The organism is Pseudidiomarina sp. (assembly GCF_048268165.1).
Classification (GTDB): domain Bacteria; phylum Pseudomonadota; class Gammaproteobacteria; order Enterobacterales; family Alteromonadaceae; genus Pseudidiomarina.
Genome location: NZ_JBLWWA010000002.1, coordinates 290,386 through 309,352, shown reverse-complemented (window position 1 = coordinate 309,352; position 18,967 = coordinate 290,386). Strand labels below are relative to the sequence as shown.

General features: G+C 48.0%; 15 protein-coding genes. 11 read left to right on the top strand and 4 right to left on the bottom strand.

Annotated elements, in window-relative coordinates:
• Positions 1-28: 28 nt before the first annotated feature.
• Both greB and ACN0UY_RS08145 read left to right on the top strand, forming a co-directional pair.
• On the top strand, positions 29-508 hold the full coding sequence (greB, locus tag ACN0UY_RS08150) for a transcription elongation factor GreB (protein WP_417666183.1): 480 nt from the start codon (positions 29-31) through the stop codon (positions 506-508).
• 84 nt (positions 509-592) lie between these two features.
• Entirely contained in the window at positions 593-2,917 is a 2,325-nt protein-coding gene (locus tag ACN0UY_RS08145; RefSeq protein ID WP_417666182.1) for a Tex family protein, read from the top strand.
• Between the two features lie 64 nt (positions 2,918-2,981).
• On the opposite strand, the gene ACN0UY_RS08140 is transcribed toward ACN0UY_RS08145, so the two are convergent.
• Positions 2,982-4,160: an acyl-CoA desaturase gene (locus ACN0UY_RS08140; protein WP_417666181.1), complete on the bottom strand. Its 1,179-nt coding sequence runs from the start codon at positions 4,158-4,160 to the stop codon at positions 2,982-2,984.
• A gap of 186 nt (positions 4,161-4,346) precedes the next feature.
• Between ACN0UY_RS08140 and fabR the strand changes: the two genes are divergently transcribed.
• Positions 4,347-4,967 (top strand): HTH-type transcriptional repressor FabR, encoded by a 621-nt coding sequence (gene fabR, locus ACN0UY_RS08135; RefSeq protein WP_417666180.1) that lies wholly within the window; start codon positions 4,347-4,349, stop codon positions 4,965-4,967.
• Here the strand turns inward: fabR and ACN0UY_RS08130 are convergent.
• The gene (locus tag ACN0UY_RS08130; protein ID WP_417666179.1) at positions 4,936-6,714 is read right to left on the bottom strand and encodes an SLC13 family permease; all 1,779 of its coding nucleotides are present in this window, start codon (positions 6,712-6,714) and stop codon (positions 4,936-4,938) included. The two genes, fabR and ACN0UY_RS08130, sit on opposite strands and share 32 nt — an antisense overlap.
• A gap of 128 nt (positions 6,715-6,842) precedes the next feature.
• Between ACN0UY_RS08130 and ACN0UY_RS08125 the strand changes: the two genes are divergently transcribed.
• The 3 genes from ACN0UY_RS08125 (at position 6,843) to ACN0UY_RS08115 (ending at position 11,813) form a co-directional block, all read left to right on the top strand.
• Positions 6,843-8,852 (top strand): prolyl oligopeptidase family serine peptidase, encoded by a 2,010-nt coding sequence (locus tag ACN0UY_RS08125; protein WP_417666178.1) that lies wholly within the window; start codon positions 6,843-6,845, stop codon positions 8,850-8,852.
• Positions 8,853-8,871: 19 nt separating this feature from the next.
• Positions 8,872-9,972, top strand: coding sequence for a GGDEF domain-containing protein (locus ACN0UY_RS08120; RefSeq protein WP_417666177.1), 1,101 nt, complete (start codon positions 8,872-8,874; stop codon positions 9,970-9,972).
• Positions 9,973-10,088: 116 nt separating this feature from the next.
• On the top strand, positions 10,089-11,813 hold the full coding sequence (locus ACN0UY_RS08115) for a putative bifunctional diguanylate cyclase/phosphodiesterase (protein ID WP_417666176.1): 1,725 nt from the start codon (positions 10,089-10,091) through the stop codon (positions 11,811-11,813).
• Between the two features lie 13 nt (positions 11,814-11,826).
• On the opposite strand, the gene pckA is transcribed toward ACN0UY_RS08115, so the two are convergent.
• The gene (pckA, locus tag ACN0UY_RS08110) at positions 11,827-13,428 is read right to left on the bottom strand and encodes a phosphoenolpyruvate carboxykinase (ATP) (RefSeq protein WP_417666175.1); all 1,602 of its coding nucleotides are present in this window, start codon (positions 13,426-13,428) and stop codon (positions 11,827-11,829) included.
• A 150-nt stretch (positions 13,429-13,578) separates the two neighbouring features.
• On the opposite strand from pckA, the gene ACN0UY_RS08105 reads away from it, so the two are divergent.
• Positions 13,579-14,904 carry a sodium-dependent transporter gene (locus tag ACN0UY_RS08105; protein ID WP_417666174.1) on the top strand — a complete coding sequence of 442 codons (1,326 nt, stop codon included), beginning with the start codon at positions 13,579-13,581 and terminating at the stop codon, positions 14,902-14,904.
• A gap of 8 nt (positions 14,905-14,912) precedes the next feature.
• On the opposite strand, the gene coaD is transcribed toward ACN0UY_RS08105, so the two are convergent.
• Positions 14,913-15,401, bottom strand: coding sequence for a pantetheine-phosphate adenylyltransferase (coaD, locus tag ACN0UY_RS08100; protein ID WP_417666173.1), 489 nt, complete (start codon positions 15,399-15,401; stop codon positions 14,913-14,915).
• A 127-nt stretch (positions 15,402-15,528) separates the two neighbouring features.
• Between coaD and ACN0UY_RS08095 the strand changes: the two genes are divergently transcribed.
• Genes ACN0UY_RS08095 through ACN0UY_RS08080 form a run of 4 tightly spaced genes read left to right on the top strand, consistent with a single transcriptional unit; the run spans position 15,529 to position 18,961 of the window.
• Entirely contained in the window at positions 15,529-16,722 is a 1,194-nt protein-coding gene (locus ACN0UY_RS08095; RefSeq protein WP_128352266.1) for a glycine C-acetyltransferase, read from the top strand.
• Between the two features lie 24 nt (positions 16,723-16,746).
• The gene (tdh, locus tag ACN0UY_RS08090; RefSeq protein ID WP_128352267.1) at positions 16,747-17,772 is read left to right on the top strand and encodes an L-threonine 3-dehydrogenase; all 1,026 of its coding nucleotides are present in this window, start codon (positions 16,747-16,749) and stop codon (positions 17,770-17,772) included.
• A gap of 28 nt (positions 17,773-17,800) precedes the next feature.
• On the top strand, positions 17,801-18,124 hold the full coding sequence (gene glpE, locus ACN0UY_RS08085) for a thiosulfate sulfurtransferase GlpE (protein WP_417666172.1): 324 nt from the start codon (positions 17,801-17,803) through the stop codon (positions 18,122-18,124).
• A complete protein-coding gene (locus tag ACN0UY_RS08080; protein ID WP_417666171.1) occupies positions 18,125-18,961 on the top strand; it encodes a rhomboid family intramembrane serine protease in 837 nt (278 codons plus the stop codon).
• The last annotated feature ends 6 nt before the right edge of the window (positions 18,962-18,967 follow it).

Genomic DNA, 18,967 nt, shown 5'->3' with positions numbered 1-18,967 from the left:
ACTAAGTCAATGAGCAGCAACATAACCTATGAAAACAAATCTAATTAGCCGTACGGGTTATCTTAAACTTCAGCAAGAATTGGACCATTTATGGCGGGTAGAGCGGCGCGAGACCACCGAAAAAGTAACCTGGGCAGCCAGCCTTGGCGACAGAAGCGAAAATGCAGACTACAAATACAACAAACAGAAATTGCGGCAGATTGATCGTCGTATTCGCTTCTTGCGCAAGCGCCTTGAGCAGCTAAAAATTGTCGACTATTCCCCGCAGCAAGAAGGCAAAGTGTTCTTCGGTGCCAGTGTTGTCATTGAAGACGAGCATGGTGAACAGCGCAGCTTTACGATAGCGGGGCCAGATGAAATCTATCAACGCGACGATGTTATTTCGATTGATGCCCCCATGGCACGTGCCGCACTTGGCAAGCAAGTTGACGATGAATTTGTGGTGCAAACACCCAACGGCCCCAAGCTGTGGTTTGTGAACCAAATAACCTACCACTTTACGCGATAACAACACCTAAACGCACACAAGCCAGAATCAGCCTGATATACTTGGGCACATTTTTTGGTTCACAAGGACAACATGAGAGAAGCTATGAGCTCGATTACTCAGCAAATCGCGAACGAATTAGCGGTCAGTTCGCAGCAAGTACAAGCTGCTATCGCGCTACTTGACGACGGTGCTACGGTGCCTTTTATTGCCCGCTACAGAAAAGAGGCAACGGGCGGTTTAGATGACACGCAACTGCGTAATTTAGCGCAGCGCTTAACTTACTTGCGTGAACTGGATGACCGGCGCGCAGTGATTTTGGCAAGCATCCGTGAACAAGGTAAGCTGACGGCTGAACTCGAGCAGTCGATTTTATCAACCGAGTCAAAAACCGAGTTAGAAGATTTATACCTCCCGTTTAAACCGAAGCGTCGCACTAAGGGGCAAATTGCTATTGAAGCAGGTATCGAGCCTCTTGCCGATGCTTTATTTGCTGACCCGAGCTTGACTCCTGAAGCAGAAGCGCAACAGTTCGTTAATGCCGATGCCGGCTTTGCTGATGAAAAAGCCGTGCTTGATGGTGCCCGTTTTATACTAATGGAACGTTTCGCTGAAGATGCTGCGTTGCTGAAAAAAGTGCGTGACTATTTATGGAATAACGCTGAAATCACCAGCACACTAGCACCCGGCAAAGAAGTTGAAGGCGCAAAATACCGCGACTATTTTGAATTTCATGAAGCCATTAAAAAAATACCTTCGCACCGCGCATTGGCATTATTTCGCGGCCGTAATGAAGGCATATTACAGCTCAAACTAAACGCTGATCCGCAGCAAGAAGACCCCAAAGCACGTAGCCATGGCGAGCATTTGATTGCGGTGCATATTGGCTGGCGTGATCAAGGTCGCGCCGGCGATGCTTGGTTACAACAAACGGTTCAGTGGACATGGCGCATAAAAATACTGCTGCATATGGAAACCGAATTATTTGGCGCAGTTCGCGAACGCGCCGAGACTGATGCCATTCAAATTTTTGCCAACAACTTAAAAGATTTATTGATGGCTGCACCTGCCGGCGACAAGGTAACCATGGGGTTAGATCCAGGCGTTCGTACTGGTATCAAGGTTGCTGTGGTAGACTCAACCGGTAAAGTACTTGGCACCAATACGGTATTTCCATTCCAGCCCCAAAACCAAGTCGATAAAGCCATGCGTACCTTGGCTGGTATGTGCAAGCAACACAAAGTTAAACTCATTTCGATTGGTAATGGCACGCATTCGCGCGAGACAGATAAGCTGGTTGGCGAAATGCTAAAAGCCAACCCAGAAATAAAAGCTGCAAAAGTGATCGTTAACGAAGCGGGTGCATCGGTTTATTCTGCGTCTGAACTTGCAGCCCAAGAATTTCCAGATTTGGATGTGTCGCTTCGTGGCGCGGTATCGATTGCTCGTCGGTTACAAGACCCACTGGCTGAGCTGGTGAAAATAGAGCCCAAATCAATTGGGGTCGGCCAGTATCAACACGATGTTAGCCAAGCGCAACTCGCACAAAGCCTAGATGCTGTCGTGGAAGATTGTGTGAATGCAGTCGGTGTGGATATTAATACTGCTTCAGTAGCTTTGCTGGCACGCGTTGCGGGTTTAACCAAAACGCTCGCGCAGAACATCGTTACGCATCGGGATAGTCACGGTCGGTTTACCGCACGCAAACAGCTACTTAAAGTTGCCCGCATGGGGCCTAAATCATTCGAACAAGCTGCTGGCTTCTTGCGCATCATGAACGGTGATCAACCGCTTGACGCTTCTGCGGTTCACCCCGAGGCCTACCCGGTTGTTGAGCGCATTGCTACGGCTAATGCGCGCAAAGTGAACGACATAATTGGCGATTCCAGTTTCTTGAAGAATTTAAACGCCGCTGATTATACCGATGACACCTTTGGGCTTCCAACCATACAGGACATCTTGCGCGAGCTTGATAAACCAGGTCGCGACCCCCGCCCTGAGTTTAAAACCGCCAGTTTTAAAGACGGCGTCGACGACATCAAAGATTTGAAGTCTGGTATGACCCTTGAAGGCGTTGTTAGCAATGTCGCTGCCTTTGGTGCTTTTGTGGATATTGGTGTTCACCAAGACGGCTTAGTGCACGTATCAGCGTTGGCTGATAAGTTTGTTAGTGATCCACGCGAAATTGTTAAGGCTGGCGATATTGTTAAGGTTAAAGTGCTTGAAGTTGACGTGCCACGTAAACGTATCAGCTTAACCATGCGCTTGAATGATGAGCCAACGGCGCAATCACCCGCTGCGGCGAACACAAAAACTTCAGGTAAGCCACAACAACCTAACTCAGTGAAACCAAAGGGCAAACCGGCGGCACCAGCGAACTCAGCTATGGGGTCAGCCTTTGCTGATGCGTTTGCCAAAGCAAAGAAATAGCGCCCATAAAAAAACCGACCGTAGCATTGTTACTGCGGTCGGCTTTTCAATTCTTATTCATCAATTAAGCGCTTTGTGTACCTTGAATATTACCTTGAACCGCTCGTTGCAATAGCTGGTGGAACTCTCGTTTGTGCGCAACGAATGCCTCACGCATTGAATCCGCTTTGGCCTGCAGCTCTGACAAGGTGGGCACATGCACGCTGTCTACCAATGCTTTCGTTTTAATGTCCAACAGTTGCTTGCGTACCTGATAATACTCGCGCAATTTGGCCACCATAACGTCAAATTCATCATGCAGTTTCGCCATGGTTGTTTCACACGAAACTTCTGCTTTCGCAGTGGCTTTCTTAAACTGCATTTCTAAGCGCGCTTTTTCAACTTGGTAACCGTTTGTGCGTTTTAAGTTACGCGTTAAGCCAACCCACGAACAGGCACGAATCAACCACTTGGTTGGGTCGAAGTGCCACCAACGAATTCCATTGCGATAATCCGCTGAAAAAATGTGGTGGTAATTGTGATACCCCTCACCAAAGGTCAAAAATGCCAATACACCATTGTCGCGGGCCGTGTTGCGATCAGTATAAGTTTGCTTACCCCAAATGTGCGCCAGCGAGTTAATAAAGAATGTTGTGTGATGATTTATCACTAGGCGAGCAAAGCCTACTAAAATGATTGCACCCCATACATCACCAAGCATCAAACCCAGCGCCACAGGCCAACCAAAGGTGGTTAGTAACGTGAGGGTTAAATAATTACGATGCTGCCACATCACAATTGGGTCTTTTTGAATGTCTTTCACGTTGTCGTAGTTGGTGTACCGCGACGCTTGATATTCACGCAGCATCCAACCGATGTGCGAATACCAAAACCCTCGTTTCGCTGAATACGGGTCTTTGTCGTTGTCGTCAACATGCTTATGGTGTTCGCGGTGATCAGACGACCAATGCAATGCACTGTTCTGCACCGCAAGCGCGCCACCTAAAGCGAATAATATACGCAACGACCAATGTGCATCATAAGTACGATGCGCCCATAACCGATGGTAACCGGCGGTAATTGAAATACCAGCGAAGCCAATCGTCGCAATTAAGCCAACAATGAGCCCCGTGGAAAAACCTTGGGTGAAGCCGTACCAAGGTACGCCGATAGCAGCAACCAAAAAAGTAATGGCAAAAACACTTAGGTTAAGCCAAAGAATCGGGGGCTTTTCAGCGGCAGCTGAATTTTGATGTGACGACATAAATATAAACCAACTTAACTACGTAAAAGAAATACACATTCATTTCAGTGAACACGTGTTCGCTCAATTTACCTACACCAATCGCTCAACGCAAGCATTATCGCTCAAAAAACGATGAATTGCGTGAACACACGTTCACTGACATAATCAGCTTTGACGACATTTAGAGTAGAGAGTTCCATCACTATGGCAGGCGTTCGAGCAGCCCAAAAAGAGAAAACCCGCCGCGCACTTATTCAAGCGGCCATGAACCAGTTAAGTGCGGAACATGGATATGCCAGCTTAAGCTTACGAGAAGTCACCCGCGAAGCCGGTATTGCGCCGACGTCTTTCTACCGCCATTTTCAAAACATGGAAGAACTCGGCTTAACATTGGTCGACGAAGGTGGGTTAACCTTACGCCAACTTTTGCGCCAGTCTCGCCAGCAAATTGCAAAAGGTGGCTCAATCATTCGTGCTTCAATAACCACCTTTATGGAATTCGTCACCAACAACACCGCTATTTTTCGCCTGCTGTTGCAAGAAAAGTCTGGGAATTCACGAGAATTTCGACTGGCTGTGACGCGCGAAGTAGAACATTTCACGGCGGAGTTGGTTGATTATTTGGTTGATGAACAAAAATTTGAACGTTATCTTGCTGAGCTGCAAGCCGACGCGATTGTTCGTATCGTTTTTAGCGCAGGTGCCGATGCACTCGATGCCGATGCAAAAGAACGGCATCGGCTTGCTGAACAAACAATTGCGCAGTTGCGCATTGTAGCGCTTGGAGCAGAGGCTACCCGTGCAGCGGCCAAAACCAAAGAATAAGAGGTACTGTTGCAGCGGTTAGAACCAAAGTCAGCGGCAGCCCTAACTTCCAGTAATCACCAAAAGCATACCCGCCGGGGCCCATCACCAAGATATTCGACTGGTGTCCAATTGGCGTAATAAATGGCAACGCAGCGCCGATCGCAACCGCCATCAAGAATGGGTCTGGCGCGACTCCCAAGCTTGCTGCCATATTCAATCCAATTGGTGCCATGAGTACGGCTGCTGCAGCGTTATTTACAATATTTGACAAACTAATTGTCACCACCAGTAGAATTGTCATTGCAACCGCAGCCGGGGCATCGCTACTCACAAGCAACGCCCATTCAGCCAATGTATGTGCCGCCCCGCTTCGTTCTAAAGCGCCACCGAGGGGTATAGTTGCACCGAGTAGCACAATAATTGGCCAGTCGACGTTCTCGTAAAGTTCGCGTAACGGAATAATATTCGTTAGAACCATAGCGCCCGCTGCGGCGGTAAACGCAACCGGTACCGACAATAACCCCAATGCACTCGCTAAAATTGCAACTGCAAAAATTGCTAACGGTGTAAACAGCTTTTTCACACCGCCAATACGCATGCTTCGCTGCGCTAGCGGGAAGCATCCAAAGCGACGAAATACGTCGGTAAGAATTTCAGCATCTCCTTGCAGCAGCAATACGTCGCCCGGTTTAAAGCGAATATTAGCTAGATTAGGCTTTACTGGTTGCCCCTGCCGCGCAACTGCGAGTACATTCACGCCAAAACGGTGGCGCAGGCGTAAATCGGCTGCAGAGCGACCAATGAGCCGGGAATCAGGGCCCACAACGCCTTCCACCACTTGCACTTCGGCAGAAATTAAAAATCGATCGGCGAGCTCTTCGTCAGCATTGAGCTCCAAGCCGGTCGCATCAATAATTTGCTGCAACGTTTCAGTATCGGCCTCTACAATAAGCACATCTTCAGCCTTGATACGATAATAACGTGGCGGCGCCGTGGTCACTGCCTTTCCGTGTTTGACCGCAACAATGGCAAAGTTGTCTTTGATTTTGCTTTCGAGTTCAAACAAGGTTTGCCCGACACAATTTGCTTCTTGTGGAACCCACAATTCGGTTATATACGAACTCATATCGTAAGGTGAATTGGCTGCATCGCGGCTATTGGTACTCGGCACTAGCCAGCGACTGGTTACCCACATAAATACCAAACCAATTGCAGCTAAACTTAAGCCTACAGGGGTAAAGTCAAAAATACCGAAGCTACTACCCAACGCGTCTCGACGAATGTCCGCAATGATAATATTTGGCGGCGTACCGATCATGGTGATGGTACCGCCTAATAGTGAACCAAAGGCCATAGGCATCAGCACTTTGGAAGCATGTCCAAGTCCACTTCGAGATAATTGCAGCGCAACTGGAATCATAATGGCCATGGTTCCCGTGTTGCTTATAAAAGCGGAGCATATGGTGGTGATGGTGGTTAAGGCGATCATTTGAATCCACGCCTTATCACCAACTCGCTTCATTAATGAAGCAAGCGCGTCGACCACCCCGGATCGCCACATGGCGTGGCTGATAACCAACACTGCCGCAACCGTAATAACGGCTGCATTGCCAAACCCAGAAAAAACATCTTGGGCAGGAACCAACCCCAACGCGGCTGCAATTAATAACGCCAGCATTGCGACAATGTCATAGCGCCACTTGTCCCAGACAAATAGCACCAGCGCTCCAATTAAAATTGCGCCTATTAATAGTTGGTCTAGCATGGGTTACTCAAAGCTTAAAATGTTGTTAACAGATTGGCGTTATTTCGTGGGAAGTCAATAATTTTACTGGTAGTATTAGTAAAATTATGTGAATAAATCTTGAACAACAAAGCAACGAGGAGTGCATTATGCTTCGCAGCATTGGCATCATTATAGTCGCGGCGGTATTAACCGTGCCCGGTTTTGCGCGTGATATCACGTTGCAAGAAACGGTAACCGTAAAATCAATTAATAGTGCGGCTCTTGCCGCCGACGGCCAGTTGGCAGCATTTACCCGCGTGGTTCCACGTACCCCCTATAAAGATGAAGACGGTGGTGCCTACATTGAGCTTCACACCGTTCACGGCGATGGGACCAGCGTGCCGTTTATTACCGGTAAAGAATCGGTACGTTCAGTAAGTTTTAACGGACAAACCATTTATTTTTTAGCTAAACGCGATGACGCTAAGCACACCAGCCTATACAAAATGGCAACCACCGGTGGCGAAGCACAGCTCGCTTTTAGTCATGAAGCCGCCATTAGTAGCTACGCGGTGAGTAATAACGGACGCTATATTGCTTTTCGCGCCCGCTCTAAAGCCGATGAAACCAAGAGTAAACTCGCTAAAAAAGGCTTCAAAGCAGAAATTTATGAAGAACAAAACGAGTTTACACACCTTTGGCTTTATGACACGCAAGCCGATGACGCGAAGCCGGTTCAGTTAACGGCTGACAAGCAGGTGTTGTCCGTTGCGTTTCGCCCAGAGAACGACCAGTTGCTAGTTCGTGTAGCGCCAACACCCTTGGTTGACGACAATTACATGAGCACACAGTACCAACTGCTAGATTATGACGGCAAACAAGTCAGTGCCTTTGAATCAGTTGGTAAGCTCGGCAAAGCTGCATTTTCACCTGATGGCCGCTATTTGGCAGTGATTGGTGCTGCGGATTATAACGACCCAGCCTCTGGCCGGTTGTACGTGTATGACACCAGCAAAAATAATGAGAAAACCAACGTATTGCCTGATTATCAAGGCCATGTGCAAGACATCGCTTGGCGCCGCAATGATGAGCTTATTTGGTTAGGTCATCGTGGCACGCAAAGTGAAGTGCAAGCGTTGACTATGCAGTGGTTTGAAAGCCGCATACTCATGGAGCCAAGTAAACTGGTTGCGGTCGACATTGAAGTTACACCCGGTAAAAGCGATGTCCTGGTGCGGGCGCACAGCAGTGCCCATCCAACAGAGTTATTTCGCATAAGTGGACAAACCATTACGCGCCTAACCAATTCCAACCCATGGTTAGACGATGTCACTATGCCCCGCCAAGAAACCATCAGCTATAAGGCCCGTGACGGCCTAGAGCTGGAGGGTGTAGTGGTTTACCCTACGAATTATACCGAAGGTACGCGTTACCCTCTTATCATGGTGGTGCACGGCGGACCAGAGGCCCATTACAGCAATGGTTGGCTTGATCGCTATGGCAGCCCGGTAAAATACGCTGCGCAACAAGGTTATGCGCTGTTTTTCCCGAATTACCGTGGCAGCACGGGTCGCGGTGTCGAGTTTTCCAAGCTTGGCCAAAATGACTACGCAGGGAAGGAATTTGACGACCTTGTTGATGGCAAAAATCACTTGGTAGAAATAGGTCTTGTCGACGAAACCAAAGTCGGCATCACCGGTGGCTCTTACGGCGGCTTTGCTTCAGCTTGGGGCGCAACTGCACTAACCGAACATTTCGCAGCAAGTGTTATGTTCGTTGGTATCAGTGACAACATTTCAAAATTCGGTACCACCGATATTGCCAAAGAAATGCACGCGGTTCATGCACGCAGCTATCCGTGGGAGAAATGGCAATGGTACCTTGAGCGCAGCCCCATTTATCATGCTGAAAAAGCCCGTACACCTATTTTGATCATGCACGGCAAAGAAGACACACGTGTGCACCCCAGCCAGTCGATGGAGCTATATCGTTATTTGAAAACGCACGGTAAGGTTCCGGTGCGCTTGGTTTTATACCCAGGCGAAGGGCACGGTAACCGCCGCGTTGCTGCACAACTGGACTACTCGATGCGTCTAATGCGTTGGATGCAGCACTTTTTGGTTGAAGGCAACAAAGAAGCTCCAGCGCATGAGTTACCTCACGCAGAGCAGCTTTAATTCAACAAGGTAACCTCGCATGAGCTGGCAAACTTTGCGTACGTTAGTTCATAAAGGGTGGTGGGTTATCCACCACCCTTTCGAACGTCAAGACCCACGCTACTGGCGTGTACAATTAATGCAAAGCTTGCTGTTTATTTTGCAAGTCTACTCGGGTGCCTTTGTGGTGCTCAATCTCACATTATTTGGCTATTTCGACATAGCGATAGCCAACTTATGCGTATTCGTGGCGATTTTAAGCATACAAATCGATTTACGTAAAAACCTTAATTTAGAGCGCAGCGCCATACTACTTACCGGTACAATTGTCGTGTTTATGGCTGTTTACTTAGCTATTGCACAAGGCAGAAACTATTCGTTTATCTGGTTAAGTTTAATACCAACAATTTCGTTTTTCTTATTAGGTATTCGCCGGGGGCTATACATTAGTGCGTGCTCTTTAACTGCAGCCATAGTCTTTATTGTCGTTTTTTCCCCAGACTGGCCCAGTTACGAACTTAATATGCCGAGCTACTTTAACATTGCGCTTTCGCTGTTCGCCTTGCTGACTATTAGCCGTCACTATGAAAAGTCTCGTACCGAAGCCTTCGCATTTTTAGCAAAGCGTAATCAGGAGCTGGAAATTTTAGCGGTTACCGATCCGCTCACCCAACTGTTCAATCGTTCACACCTTGATGCAATGTTGGAAATTGAGATTCGCCGCGCAAAACGTGACAGTTTCGATTTATCTGTATTGATTATTGATGCCGACCAATTCAAAACGCTTAATGACAGTTACGGACACCTAGTTGGTGATGAGGTACTCGTTGAGCTGAGTGGTTTACTGCAAAACAGCACGCGTGCAACTGACGTGCTGGGGCGTTGGGGCGGCGAGGAATTCCTTATTATTGCTCCTAAAACCGATCAAGACGGTGCCGTGGAATTAGCAGAAAAAATACGTGTGGCCGTTGGTCGGCACCGTTTTACTCATGACGATTTGCATTTAACCCTAAGTATCGGCTCGGCAACACTCTCTCCTAACGACACACCAGTATCAATTATACAACGGGCCGATGAAGGCCTTTATCAAGCCAAACACGATGGACGCAACTGCACACGCCTTGGAAAATCAACGGCCTAACTCGCAGATACTTGTTGTTACATTACCTTTACATTAGTATATTCCAGTGCGCTTAGTTCATAAGGCTCGTTTGTGAACTTTTTAGTCAGGTAATCCTCTTTTTTATAGGCAACCGCATGGATGTAGACGTAAAACGATTCACGGAATCTCAACCACTTGAGTACAGTCAAGGCTACTTGCTTGAACGCGCCGTTCAGTCAAGCATCAACAGTATTGTGATTATTGATGCACTGGTTAGCGGGCGTCCCTTAGTTTATGCCAATGCCGCTTTTTACCGCACCACAGGCTATCATCCGACGGAAGTTCTCGGTCGAAGTCTTCATTTTTTGCAGGGACCTGAATCTGACCAGGCAGCAATAAATTCTGTAATTCATGCGCTGGAGCACCATCAAGAGTTAAAAACGTCAATACTCAATTACCGCAAGGACGGCAGCAGCTACTGGAATGAGGTGCATATCTCTCCTGTTCTTGATGCGGCCAATAAAGTGACTCACTTTATTGGCGTGCTGCTAGACATTAGTGACAAACGAGCCATTGAAGAACAGCTAATATATAATCAAACGCATGACCCGTTGACTGGCTGCCTAAATCGAAGCCACCTTGAAGAGCGGGTTACGCATGATTTGATACTCGCAAAGCGACAGCGCCAAATGCTTGCGTTGTACTATATTGATCTGGATAAATTCAAAGCCATCAACGATGCTTTTGGTATCAACTGCGGCGACAACTTACTGAAGCAAGTCGCTTCACGTATCCGTGAACTGCTTGATCCGGGTGACACCTTAGCTCGGGTTAATGCCGACGAGTTTGTATTGCTGGTACCTGAAGTGGATGATGCCGATGAGGGGCACCGCATTGCACAGCGGCTTCAGTCTGTATTTGTACAGCCATTTGAACTCGGTGAGTTCTCAATTACAGTTACTGCGAGTATCGGTATTGCGGCTTACGAACCGCAGCACAACGTCAAACCTCTCCCGGCCGCAGCATCGCTGATTCAAAACGCAGACATGGCTATGTACCAAGCTAAATTAGCAGGACGCAATACGGTGCATTGGTTCTCGCAACAGATATCTTCACAACTCAGCGAGAAATTGTTACTGCGCCAGCAACTGCATGATGCGCTATTCCAAGAGCAACTTGAGCTCTACTATCAACCCATTCTTTGTTCTGACAAACAATCGGTGTGCGCGCTTGAGTGTTTGTTGCGCTGGCACCACCCTGAACGAGGTATGGTTTCGCCAGCTGAATTCATTCCACTTGCTGAGGAATCAGGACAGATTGTGCCTATCGGTAACTGGGTTCTTGAGCAAGCCTGTCGTGACATCATGAGGATAAACGAAGGCCGCGAAATACCACTGTCGGTTGCGGTTAACATTTCGGCCGTGCAGTTTACTCAAGTAACTTTTCTGCAAACCGTTCGCGACATTATGACCCGCACGGGAATAAATCCCGAATGCCTTGAGTTAGAAATAACCGAAAGCGTATTAATGGCCGACGAAGAGCGCGCTATTGATACGATTCATACACTCGATAGTATGGGAGTGCGTGTGTCTCTAGATGACTTTGGAACAGGGTATTCCAGCCTTGCATACTTACGTTTTCTGCCTGTACATAAAATTAAAATCGACAGAAGTTTTGTGCGCGAAATTGCTCACAATAAACGCGACAATGCAATTCTTTCAGGCATCGTATCAATGGCGCACAAGTTGAATTTAATTGTGGTTGCCGAGGGTGTTGAAGACGAGATACAAGCGCAGCTACTGCGCGAGTCAAACTGTGATTTGCTACAAGGGTTCTTATATGCAAAACCCCAGCCGCTCGCGCGGCTGGTTCTTAATTAACGTTTAGCGTTGATTACAGCTGAGGGCCAGCAGCAACCAAAGATTTGCCTTCTTCGTTGTCGGTGAACTTTTCGAAGTTCGCGACGAAGCGATTAGCAAGATCTTGTGCTTTCACATCCCAATCACCCGCGTCTGCATAGGTGTTGCGTGGGTCCAAAATATGTTGTTCCTGAACGCCTGCAAGTGCCGTTGGCATAGCGAGATTAAAGTATGGCAACTGGACAAATTCAGCATCTTCAATGCTGCCGTCCAGGATAGAGTCAATAATGGCTCGGGTTGCCTGAATAGAAATACGCTTGCCCGTACCGTTCCAGCCGGTGTTAACCAAATACGCTTCAGCGCCAGCTGCTTCCATACGCTTCACTAAAACCTCAGCGTACTGGGTTGGGTGCAGAGTCAAAAATGCCGCACCAAAACAGCTTGAGAAGGTTGGCGTTGGCTCAGTGATACCACGCTCTGTGCCAGCAAGTTTTGCGGTGAAGCCTGACAGGAAATAATACTCAGTTTGCTCTTTCGTTAACTTGGAAACTGGCGGTAAAACACCAAAAGCGTCCGCTGTTAAAAAGATAACCTTTTGAGCGTGGCCCGCTTTAGAGACTGGCTTCACAATGTTGTCGATATGATAAATCGGGTATGAAACACGGGTGTTTTCAGTTTTCGAGCCATCATCAAAATCTACGCTGCCATCTGCACGTACGGTGACGTTTTCAAGCAACGCATCGCGACGAATCGCATTGTAAATATCAGGCTCTGCTTCAGCTGACAAATTAATTGTCTTCGCGTAGCAACCGCCTTCGAAATTGAATACGCCGTCGTCATCCCAACCGTGCTCGTCATCACCAATGAGTTGGCGTTTTGGATCGGTTGAGAGCGTGGTTTTACCCGTGCCTGACAAACCAAAGAAAATTGCCACATCACCGTCTTTACCTACATTGGCAGAGCAGTGCATGGATGCAATGCCTTGCAATGGCAGGTAGTAGTTCATGATCGAGAACATGCCCTTCTTCATTTCGCCGCCGTACCAGGTACCACCAATTAACTGAATGCGTTCAGTTAAGTTGAAAGCGACAAAGTTTTCAGAATTCAGGCCGTGCTCTTGCCATTTATGGTTGATGCATTTTGCACCATTCATCACCACAAAATCTGGTGTAAAGTTTTCCAGCTCTTCTGCAGAAGGACGGATAAACATGTTTTTCACGAAGTGGGCTTGCCATGCAACTTCGGTAATAAAGCGAACTGCTAAACGTGTATCTTCGTTCGCACCGCAATATGTATCCACAACAAACAAACGTTTGCCGGATAACTGACCGGTAACAGTTTCCTTTAAATCAGCCCAGATTTCCGGGGTAATCGCTTTGTTATCATTTTTGCCCTGATCAGCCCACCACAGCGTGTCTTTCGTGGTGTCGTCACGCACAATGTATTTGTCTTTTGGCGAACGACCGGTAAATATACCTGTATCCACTGCAACAGCACCTTGGTCAGTCACAACGCCTTTTTCATAGCCTTGCAAATCAGTGCGTGTTTCTTCTTCAAACAATTGTTCGTAAGAAGGATTGTGGACAACTTCAGTGACGTCTGTGATGCCGTAATGGCCTAGATCCAGATCAGTCATGTAACGGACTCCTGCGGGTCTGGTTTGAGCATAAAATTTGAAAAGTAAACTTGGGGCGCGATTCTAACTTGAAATCGTCAAAAATAATAGTCTTACGTACCCGTTAGAGGCTAGAATGGCGGCTTTTACCGCAAAAATAATGGCTTAATTATGCGCGATAGTTTTCATACACGACTCGGTTTTATTCTCGCTGCGGCAGGTTCTGCAATTGGGCTAGGCAATATTTGGGGGTTCCCAACTCAAGTTGCAAACCACGGCGGTGCAGCGTTTTTGCTCGTGTATTTAGTGGTGATTGTGGTACTGGCTGTTCCCGCTCTGTACACCGAATTAAGTATCGGCCATGCCGCACAGGCAAACCCGGTTAAAGCCCTTACCGTGCTGAGTCAAACCAGTCGGCCCATCACTGCCGCAAGCGGAAAAACCATTGGTTACCTCAATGTTATTGGCGCGGTGTTAATGCTTAGCTTTTACCACTTAGTTGCCGCTTGGATGGTGGCTGAAGGCTTAACATCACTGCTTACTGCGCTTAATTTAACAGCACTAACCCACTGGACAGACACGCCATCAATCCTACGCGACATCATCCTATTGTTGGTATTTGTCGCCTTTACCTTCGGAATTGTGATTAATGGCGTACAAAATGGTATCGAACGCTGGGCACGCAGACTAATGCCGCTACTGGTTGTTTTGTTGCTTGGGCTCATTGCTTTTATTGGTACCTTGCCGGGTGCAAGCGATGGTTTTCGCGCTTATCTGGTTCCGGATTTTAGCAGCATGTGGAGCGCTGATCTGATCGTATCAGCCATGGGACAAGCATTTTTCTCGCTCTCTATCGGCTTGGGCGGCATGATGATTTATGGCAGCTATTTAAGCAAAGGTACGCGCTTAGGCCGACTCACGTGGAGTGTTGCGGCACTCGATACCTTGGTCGCTTTTCTGGCCGGTCTACTTATCATTCCCGCACTTTATGTGGCAATGGCGCAAGGTCTGTCCGTTACCGAAGGTGAACAACTAATTGGCGAGGGCCGCCTGATTTTCCAAGTACTACCTGACTTATTCGAGCAGCTCGGAGCCGCCGGCGCTTGGCTTGGGTTTGGTTTCTTTGCCCTGCTCAGTATCGCAGCATTAACATCAACCATTGCCACAGCCGAAGTTCCTATTGCCTATGCCATTGAAACGCACCAAGTATCGCGCCGCAAGGCAGCAGGTATCATTGCAGGCTGTATCAGTTTGATTGGTTGTGCATTAGTGATTTGGTTTGAACCGCTATTTACTTGGGTTGTTACCTATGTGACTCAATTTCAGTTGCCCCTGTCAGGGTTGTTCTACTTTATCGTGCTGGGTTGGTTTTGGCAGCGCAGTAATCGTGTGCGAGAACTGGCCAGCACGCAGTGGCGCTATCGCCTACTATTTTGGCACTTACGCTTGGTGTGCCCACTGCTGTTGGCTTGGGTTTTCGTTGACGTCGCGCTATGAGCTTCCGCTCATTCGCGCGACTTGATCTTGGCCTCTAACGCAGCGGCAACCCGCGTGTCGGTAAATTGGCGAACGTCTCCGTGGTGAATGGCAACTTCTTTGACCAGCGTGGATGAGATAAACGAATTTTCCTCTGCGGGCGTTAAAAATACGCTCTCCAGCACCGGGTATAAACGTCGATTCATATTGGCGAGTTGAAATTCGTATTCAAAATCCGAGACTGCCCGCAAACCGCGTATAAGCACCGTTGCCCCTTGCTCCTTGGCAAAGTCCACCAGCAAACCGCTGAAGCCAACCACCGTGACGTTGGGTAGGTCTGCCGTAACTTGGCGCACCAACTCAACGCGCTCATCCAACGTAAACATTGGCTTTTTGCTGGGGCTATTCGCGACACCAACTACAATTTCACTAAATAGATTGGCAGCACGCTCAATTAAGTCGGCGTGTCCGTTGGTAATCGGGTCAAAAGTGCCCGGATAAATAGCGCGTTTATGCATGAAATTTCTCCAGCCGTAGAAATGAGGATGCGCAGCCCCCCGCTGATCAGGTAAACTATGCAGTATCTTAACGGCTTAAGTGCATGAGCTTAAGTCTACCCGTAGGGTCCGAAGCACGGAGAATTACATGAAGCAAGATTTTTATCAACAACTTGAAACGCAGCTAGACGAGCTTAAACACGAAGGTTTGTACAAAAATGAGCGCATCATTTTAGGCGACCAAGATGCGGAAATTGAAGTCGGTGACGGTGAATCAGTACTTAACTTCTGTGCCAACAACTACCTCGGTTTGGCGAACAGTCCTGAACTTATCAAGGCAGCGAAGCAAGGGCTTGATGAGCATGGCTTCGGCACTGCATCGGTGCGCTTTATTTGTGGTACACAAAATATTCATAAAACGCTTGAAGCAAAATTAAGTGCGTTTTTAGGCACTGAAGATACTATTTTATATTCATCATGTTTTGACGCAAACGGCGGCCTTTTTGAAACATTAATGGGTCCGGAAGACGCGATTATCAGTGATGAACTGAACCATGCCTCAATTATTGACGGCATTCGTTTAAGTAAAGCCAAGCGTTATCGTTACAAAAACAACGACATGGCAGACCTTGAAGCGCAACTCAAACAAGCAAAACTTGACGGTGCGCGCAATATTCTGATTGCCACAGACGGTGTTTTCTCAATGGACGGCGTTATCGCCAACCTGAATGGGGTTTGCGACTTAGCTGACGAATACGGTGCGTTAGTCATGATGGATGATTGTCATGCCACTGGATTTTTAGGCGAAAACGGGAAAGGTACCCACGAATACTGCAATGTATTGGGCCGCGTAGATATTATTACCGGCACATTAGGCAAAGCGTTAGGCGGCGCATCAGGCGGCTATACCTCAGGTAAAAAGCCGGTGATTGACTGGTTACGCCAGCGTTCACGTCCTTATTTATTCTCAAACTCAGTAGCACCAGCAATCGTTCAGGCTTCTATTCGCGTATTAGAAATGCTGGAAAATGGTCACGAGTTACGCAAAAAATTGTGGGACAACGCCAACCATTTCCGCACTGAAATGACCAAAGCTGGCTTTACCCTGAGTGGCGCAGACCATGCCATTATCCCGGTGATGATTGGTGATGCACGCTTGGCGTCAGAAATGGCGGAGCGGATGCTCAAAGAAGGCATCTATGTGGTCGGCTTTTCGTTTCCTGTGGTACCACGCGGTAAAGCGCGGATACGCACACAAATGTCAGCTGCGCACACACGCGAACAACTCGACCGGGCAATTGATGCGTTTACTCGCATTGGTAAAGACCTTGGAATTATTTAACGTCGTCTCTGAAGGTAACGAATCATGAAAGCACTCGCGAAATTACATGCAGAACCCGGTATTTGGATGACCGACGTTGAGAAACCTGAATACGGTTACAACGATCTGCTCATCCGCATTAAAAAAACCGCGATTTGCGGCACCGATGTGCACATCTACAAGTGGGATGAGTGGTCACAAAAAACCATCCCTGTGCCCATGGTGGTTGGCCATGAATACGTGGGTGTTGTTGAAGCCATGGGCGAAGGCGTTCGTGGTTTTGAACAAGGTGACCGCGTTTCCGGCGAAGGCCACATTACCTGTGGTCACTGCCGTAACTGCCGTGCTGGCCGGCGGCACTTGTGTCGAAACACCGTTGGCGTTGGCGTTAACCGCCCAGGTGCTTTTGCTGAATATTTGGTGATTCCTGCGGACAACGCATTTAAATTGCCCGACGACATCAGTGATGATTTAGCGGCTATTTTTGACCCGTTTGGTAATGCCGTGCACACCGCGTTAGCCTTTGATTTAGTGGGCGAAGACGTACTGATCACCGGTGCTGGCCCTATCGGTATTATGGCCGCAGCGGTTGCCCGTCATGTTGGCGCGCGCCATGTGGTGATAACCGATGTAAACCAATACCGCTTAGATCTAGCCAAGAAAATGGGCGCAACACGCGCTGTTGACGTCAGCAAAGAAAACTTGAAAGACGTGATGAATGAGCTTGGCATGAAAGAAGGCTTCGACGTGGGCCTTGAAATGTCTGGTGTGCCTTCAGCTTTTGCACAAATGCTGGAGACTATGAATCACGGTGGCAAAATCGCTATGTTGGGTATTCCCCCACAAAGTGTCGCAATTGACTGGAACCAAGTTATCTTTAAGGGACTCGTTATTAAAGGCATATACGGTCGGGAAATGTTCGAAACCTGGTACAAAATGGCAAGCTTGTTGCAATCAGGACTCGATTTAACCCCAATTTTGACGCACAGTATGCCTGTAGATGATTTTCAAAAAGGCTTTGATATTATGACTTCAGGTCAATCCGGCAAAGTGGTGTTGGACTGGAGCTAATACAGCTCGACGAGTAAGGACACAAAGAATGGCTGATTTTAAGCGCATTAATGCAACGACCGCGCACAGCGTGTGGCAACAAGGCAACGCGCGTTTTGTCGACATTCGTGACCAGCGTTCATTTGAAGCGGGCCATATTCCTGGTTCGCTGCGCTTAACCGATGCGAACGTGCAAGAGTTTTTGGCTGATCTTGACGACAACGCTGAAGTGGTGGTTGTTTGTTACCATGGCAACAGCAGTCAGGGTGCCGCCGAGTACTTAGCCCATCAAGGGGTAGACCCTGTAAGCAGTTTAGATGGCGGAATGACAGCCTGGGCGCAGTCGTTTCCCGATGCGGTGGAGCGCGGCTAAATGCAAAAATTACTGACCACCCGCGATGCGGATATGATGGCAAGCCTTTATCGCTACTTGCAGCAGAACGGGGTTCCCGTCACGGTCAGTGAACACGGTAATCAGTTGGAGTTGTGGCTAACAGTTTCCAGCTACCATGCCCATGCAAAAGCGCTTATCCAAACCTTCAAAGAGAACCCACAGCTGGCTGAGTTAACGGTGCAGGAAAACGCACAACACGAAGCCGATACAGTGGCGCCGCCGGTCAGTTTTTTAAGTACGCTACTGCAGCAAGCGGGTTGGTTTACCGCCAGTTACGCCGCGGCAGTAATTATTGTATTTATTGGCTTAATGACGCCATTGGCTGAATCAGTTCTGAGTAGTTTGCTGTTTAATCCGAATAATTTCGAAACCCTACCTTGGACACAGCCGTGGCGATTTATCACGCCTGCCCTGCTGCATTTTAGCGTTTTACATATCGTGTTTAACGTGTTTTGGTGGTGGTATCTGGGCGGGCGGTTTGAACGTTACTATGGCAGCAAATGGCTTATTTTAGCCTTCTTGTTTTGCGCTGTTATGTCGAACACGTCGCAATTTATTGAAAGTGGCCCCTACTTTGGCGGCTTATCCGGTGTCGTGTACGGTTTATTTGGTATTGCTACCGTGGTTGGTTGGAACAATCCAAGGCACCCACTGTTTTTGCCCAAGGGTTTAATCATTTTTATGCTGGCTTGGTTGGTGCTTGGATACACTGGCCTACTGTGGGTAAACATTGCCAATACCGCCCATACTGCAGGCTTAGTTGCCGGCTTACTGGTTGGTGCTGGCATTCGAACGTTAACCAAGTACAGCCGATAGTATTAC

Excerpts from the sequence above, each read along its gene's own strand:
- greB (WP_417666183.1), top strand. The coding sequence starts at position 29 with ATGAAAACAAATCTAATTAGCCGTACGGGTTATCTTAAACTTCAGCAA.
- ACN0UY_RS08115 (WP_417666176.1), top strand. The coding sequence starts at position 10,089 with ATGGATGTAGACGTAAAACGATTCACGGAATCTCAACCACTTGAGTAC.
- pckA (WP_417666175.1), bottom strand. The coding sequence starts at position 13,428 with ATGACTGATCTGGATCTAGGCCATTACGGCATCACAGACGTCACTGAA.
- coaD (WP_417666173.1), bottom strand. The coding sequence starts at position 15,401 with ATGCATAAACGCGCTATTTATCCGGGCACTTTTGACCCGATTACCAAC.
- tdh (WP_128352267.1), top strand. The coding sequence starts at position 16,747 with ATGAAAGCACTCGCGAAATTACATGCAGAACCCGGTATTTGGATGACC.
- ACN0UY_RS08105 (WP_417666174.1), top strand. The coding sequence starts at position 13,579 with ATGCGCGATAGTTTTCATACACGACTCGGTTTTATTCTCGCTGCGGCA.
- ACN0UY_RS08080 (WP_417666171.1), top strand. The coding sequence starts at position 18,125 with ATGCAAAAATTACTGACCACCCGCGATGCGGATATGATGGCAAGCCTT.
- ACN0UY_RS08145 (WP_417666182.1), top strand. The coding sequence starts at position 593 with ATGAGCTCGATTACTCAGCAAATCGCGAACGAATTAGCGGTCAGTTCG.
- ACN0UY_RS08140 (WP_417666181.1), bottom strand. The coding sequence starts at position 4,160 with ATGTCGTCACATCAAAATTCAGCTGCCGCTGAAAAGCCCCCGATTCTT.
- ACN0UY_RS08120 (WP_417666177.1), top strand. The coding sequence starts at position 8,872 with ATGAGCTGGCAAACTTTGCGTACGTTAGTTCATAAAGGGTGGTGGGTT.
- fabR (WP_417666180.1), top strand. The coding sequence starts at position 4,347 with ATGGCAGGCGTTCGAGCAGCCCAAAAAGAGAAAACCCGCCGCGCACTT.
- ACN0UY_RS08125 (WP_417666178.1), top strand. The coding sequence starts at position 6,843 with ATGCTTCGCAGCATTGGCATCATTATAGTCGCGGCGGTATTAACCGTG.
- glpE (WP_417666172.1), top strand. The coding sequence starts at position 17,801 with ATGGCTGATTTTAAGCGCATTAATGCAACGACCGCGCACAGCGTGTGG.
- ACN0UY_RS08095 (WP_128352266.1), top strand. The coding sequence starts at position 15,529 with ATGAAGCAAGATTTTTATCAACAACTTGAAACGCAGCTAGACGAGCTT.
- ACN0UY_RS08130 (WP_417666179.1), bottom strand. The coding sequence starts at position 6,714 with ATGCTAGACCAACTATTAATAGGCGCAATTTTAATTGGAGCGCTGGTG.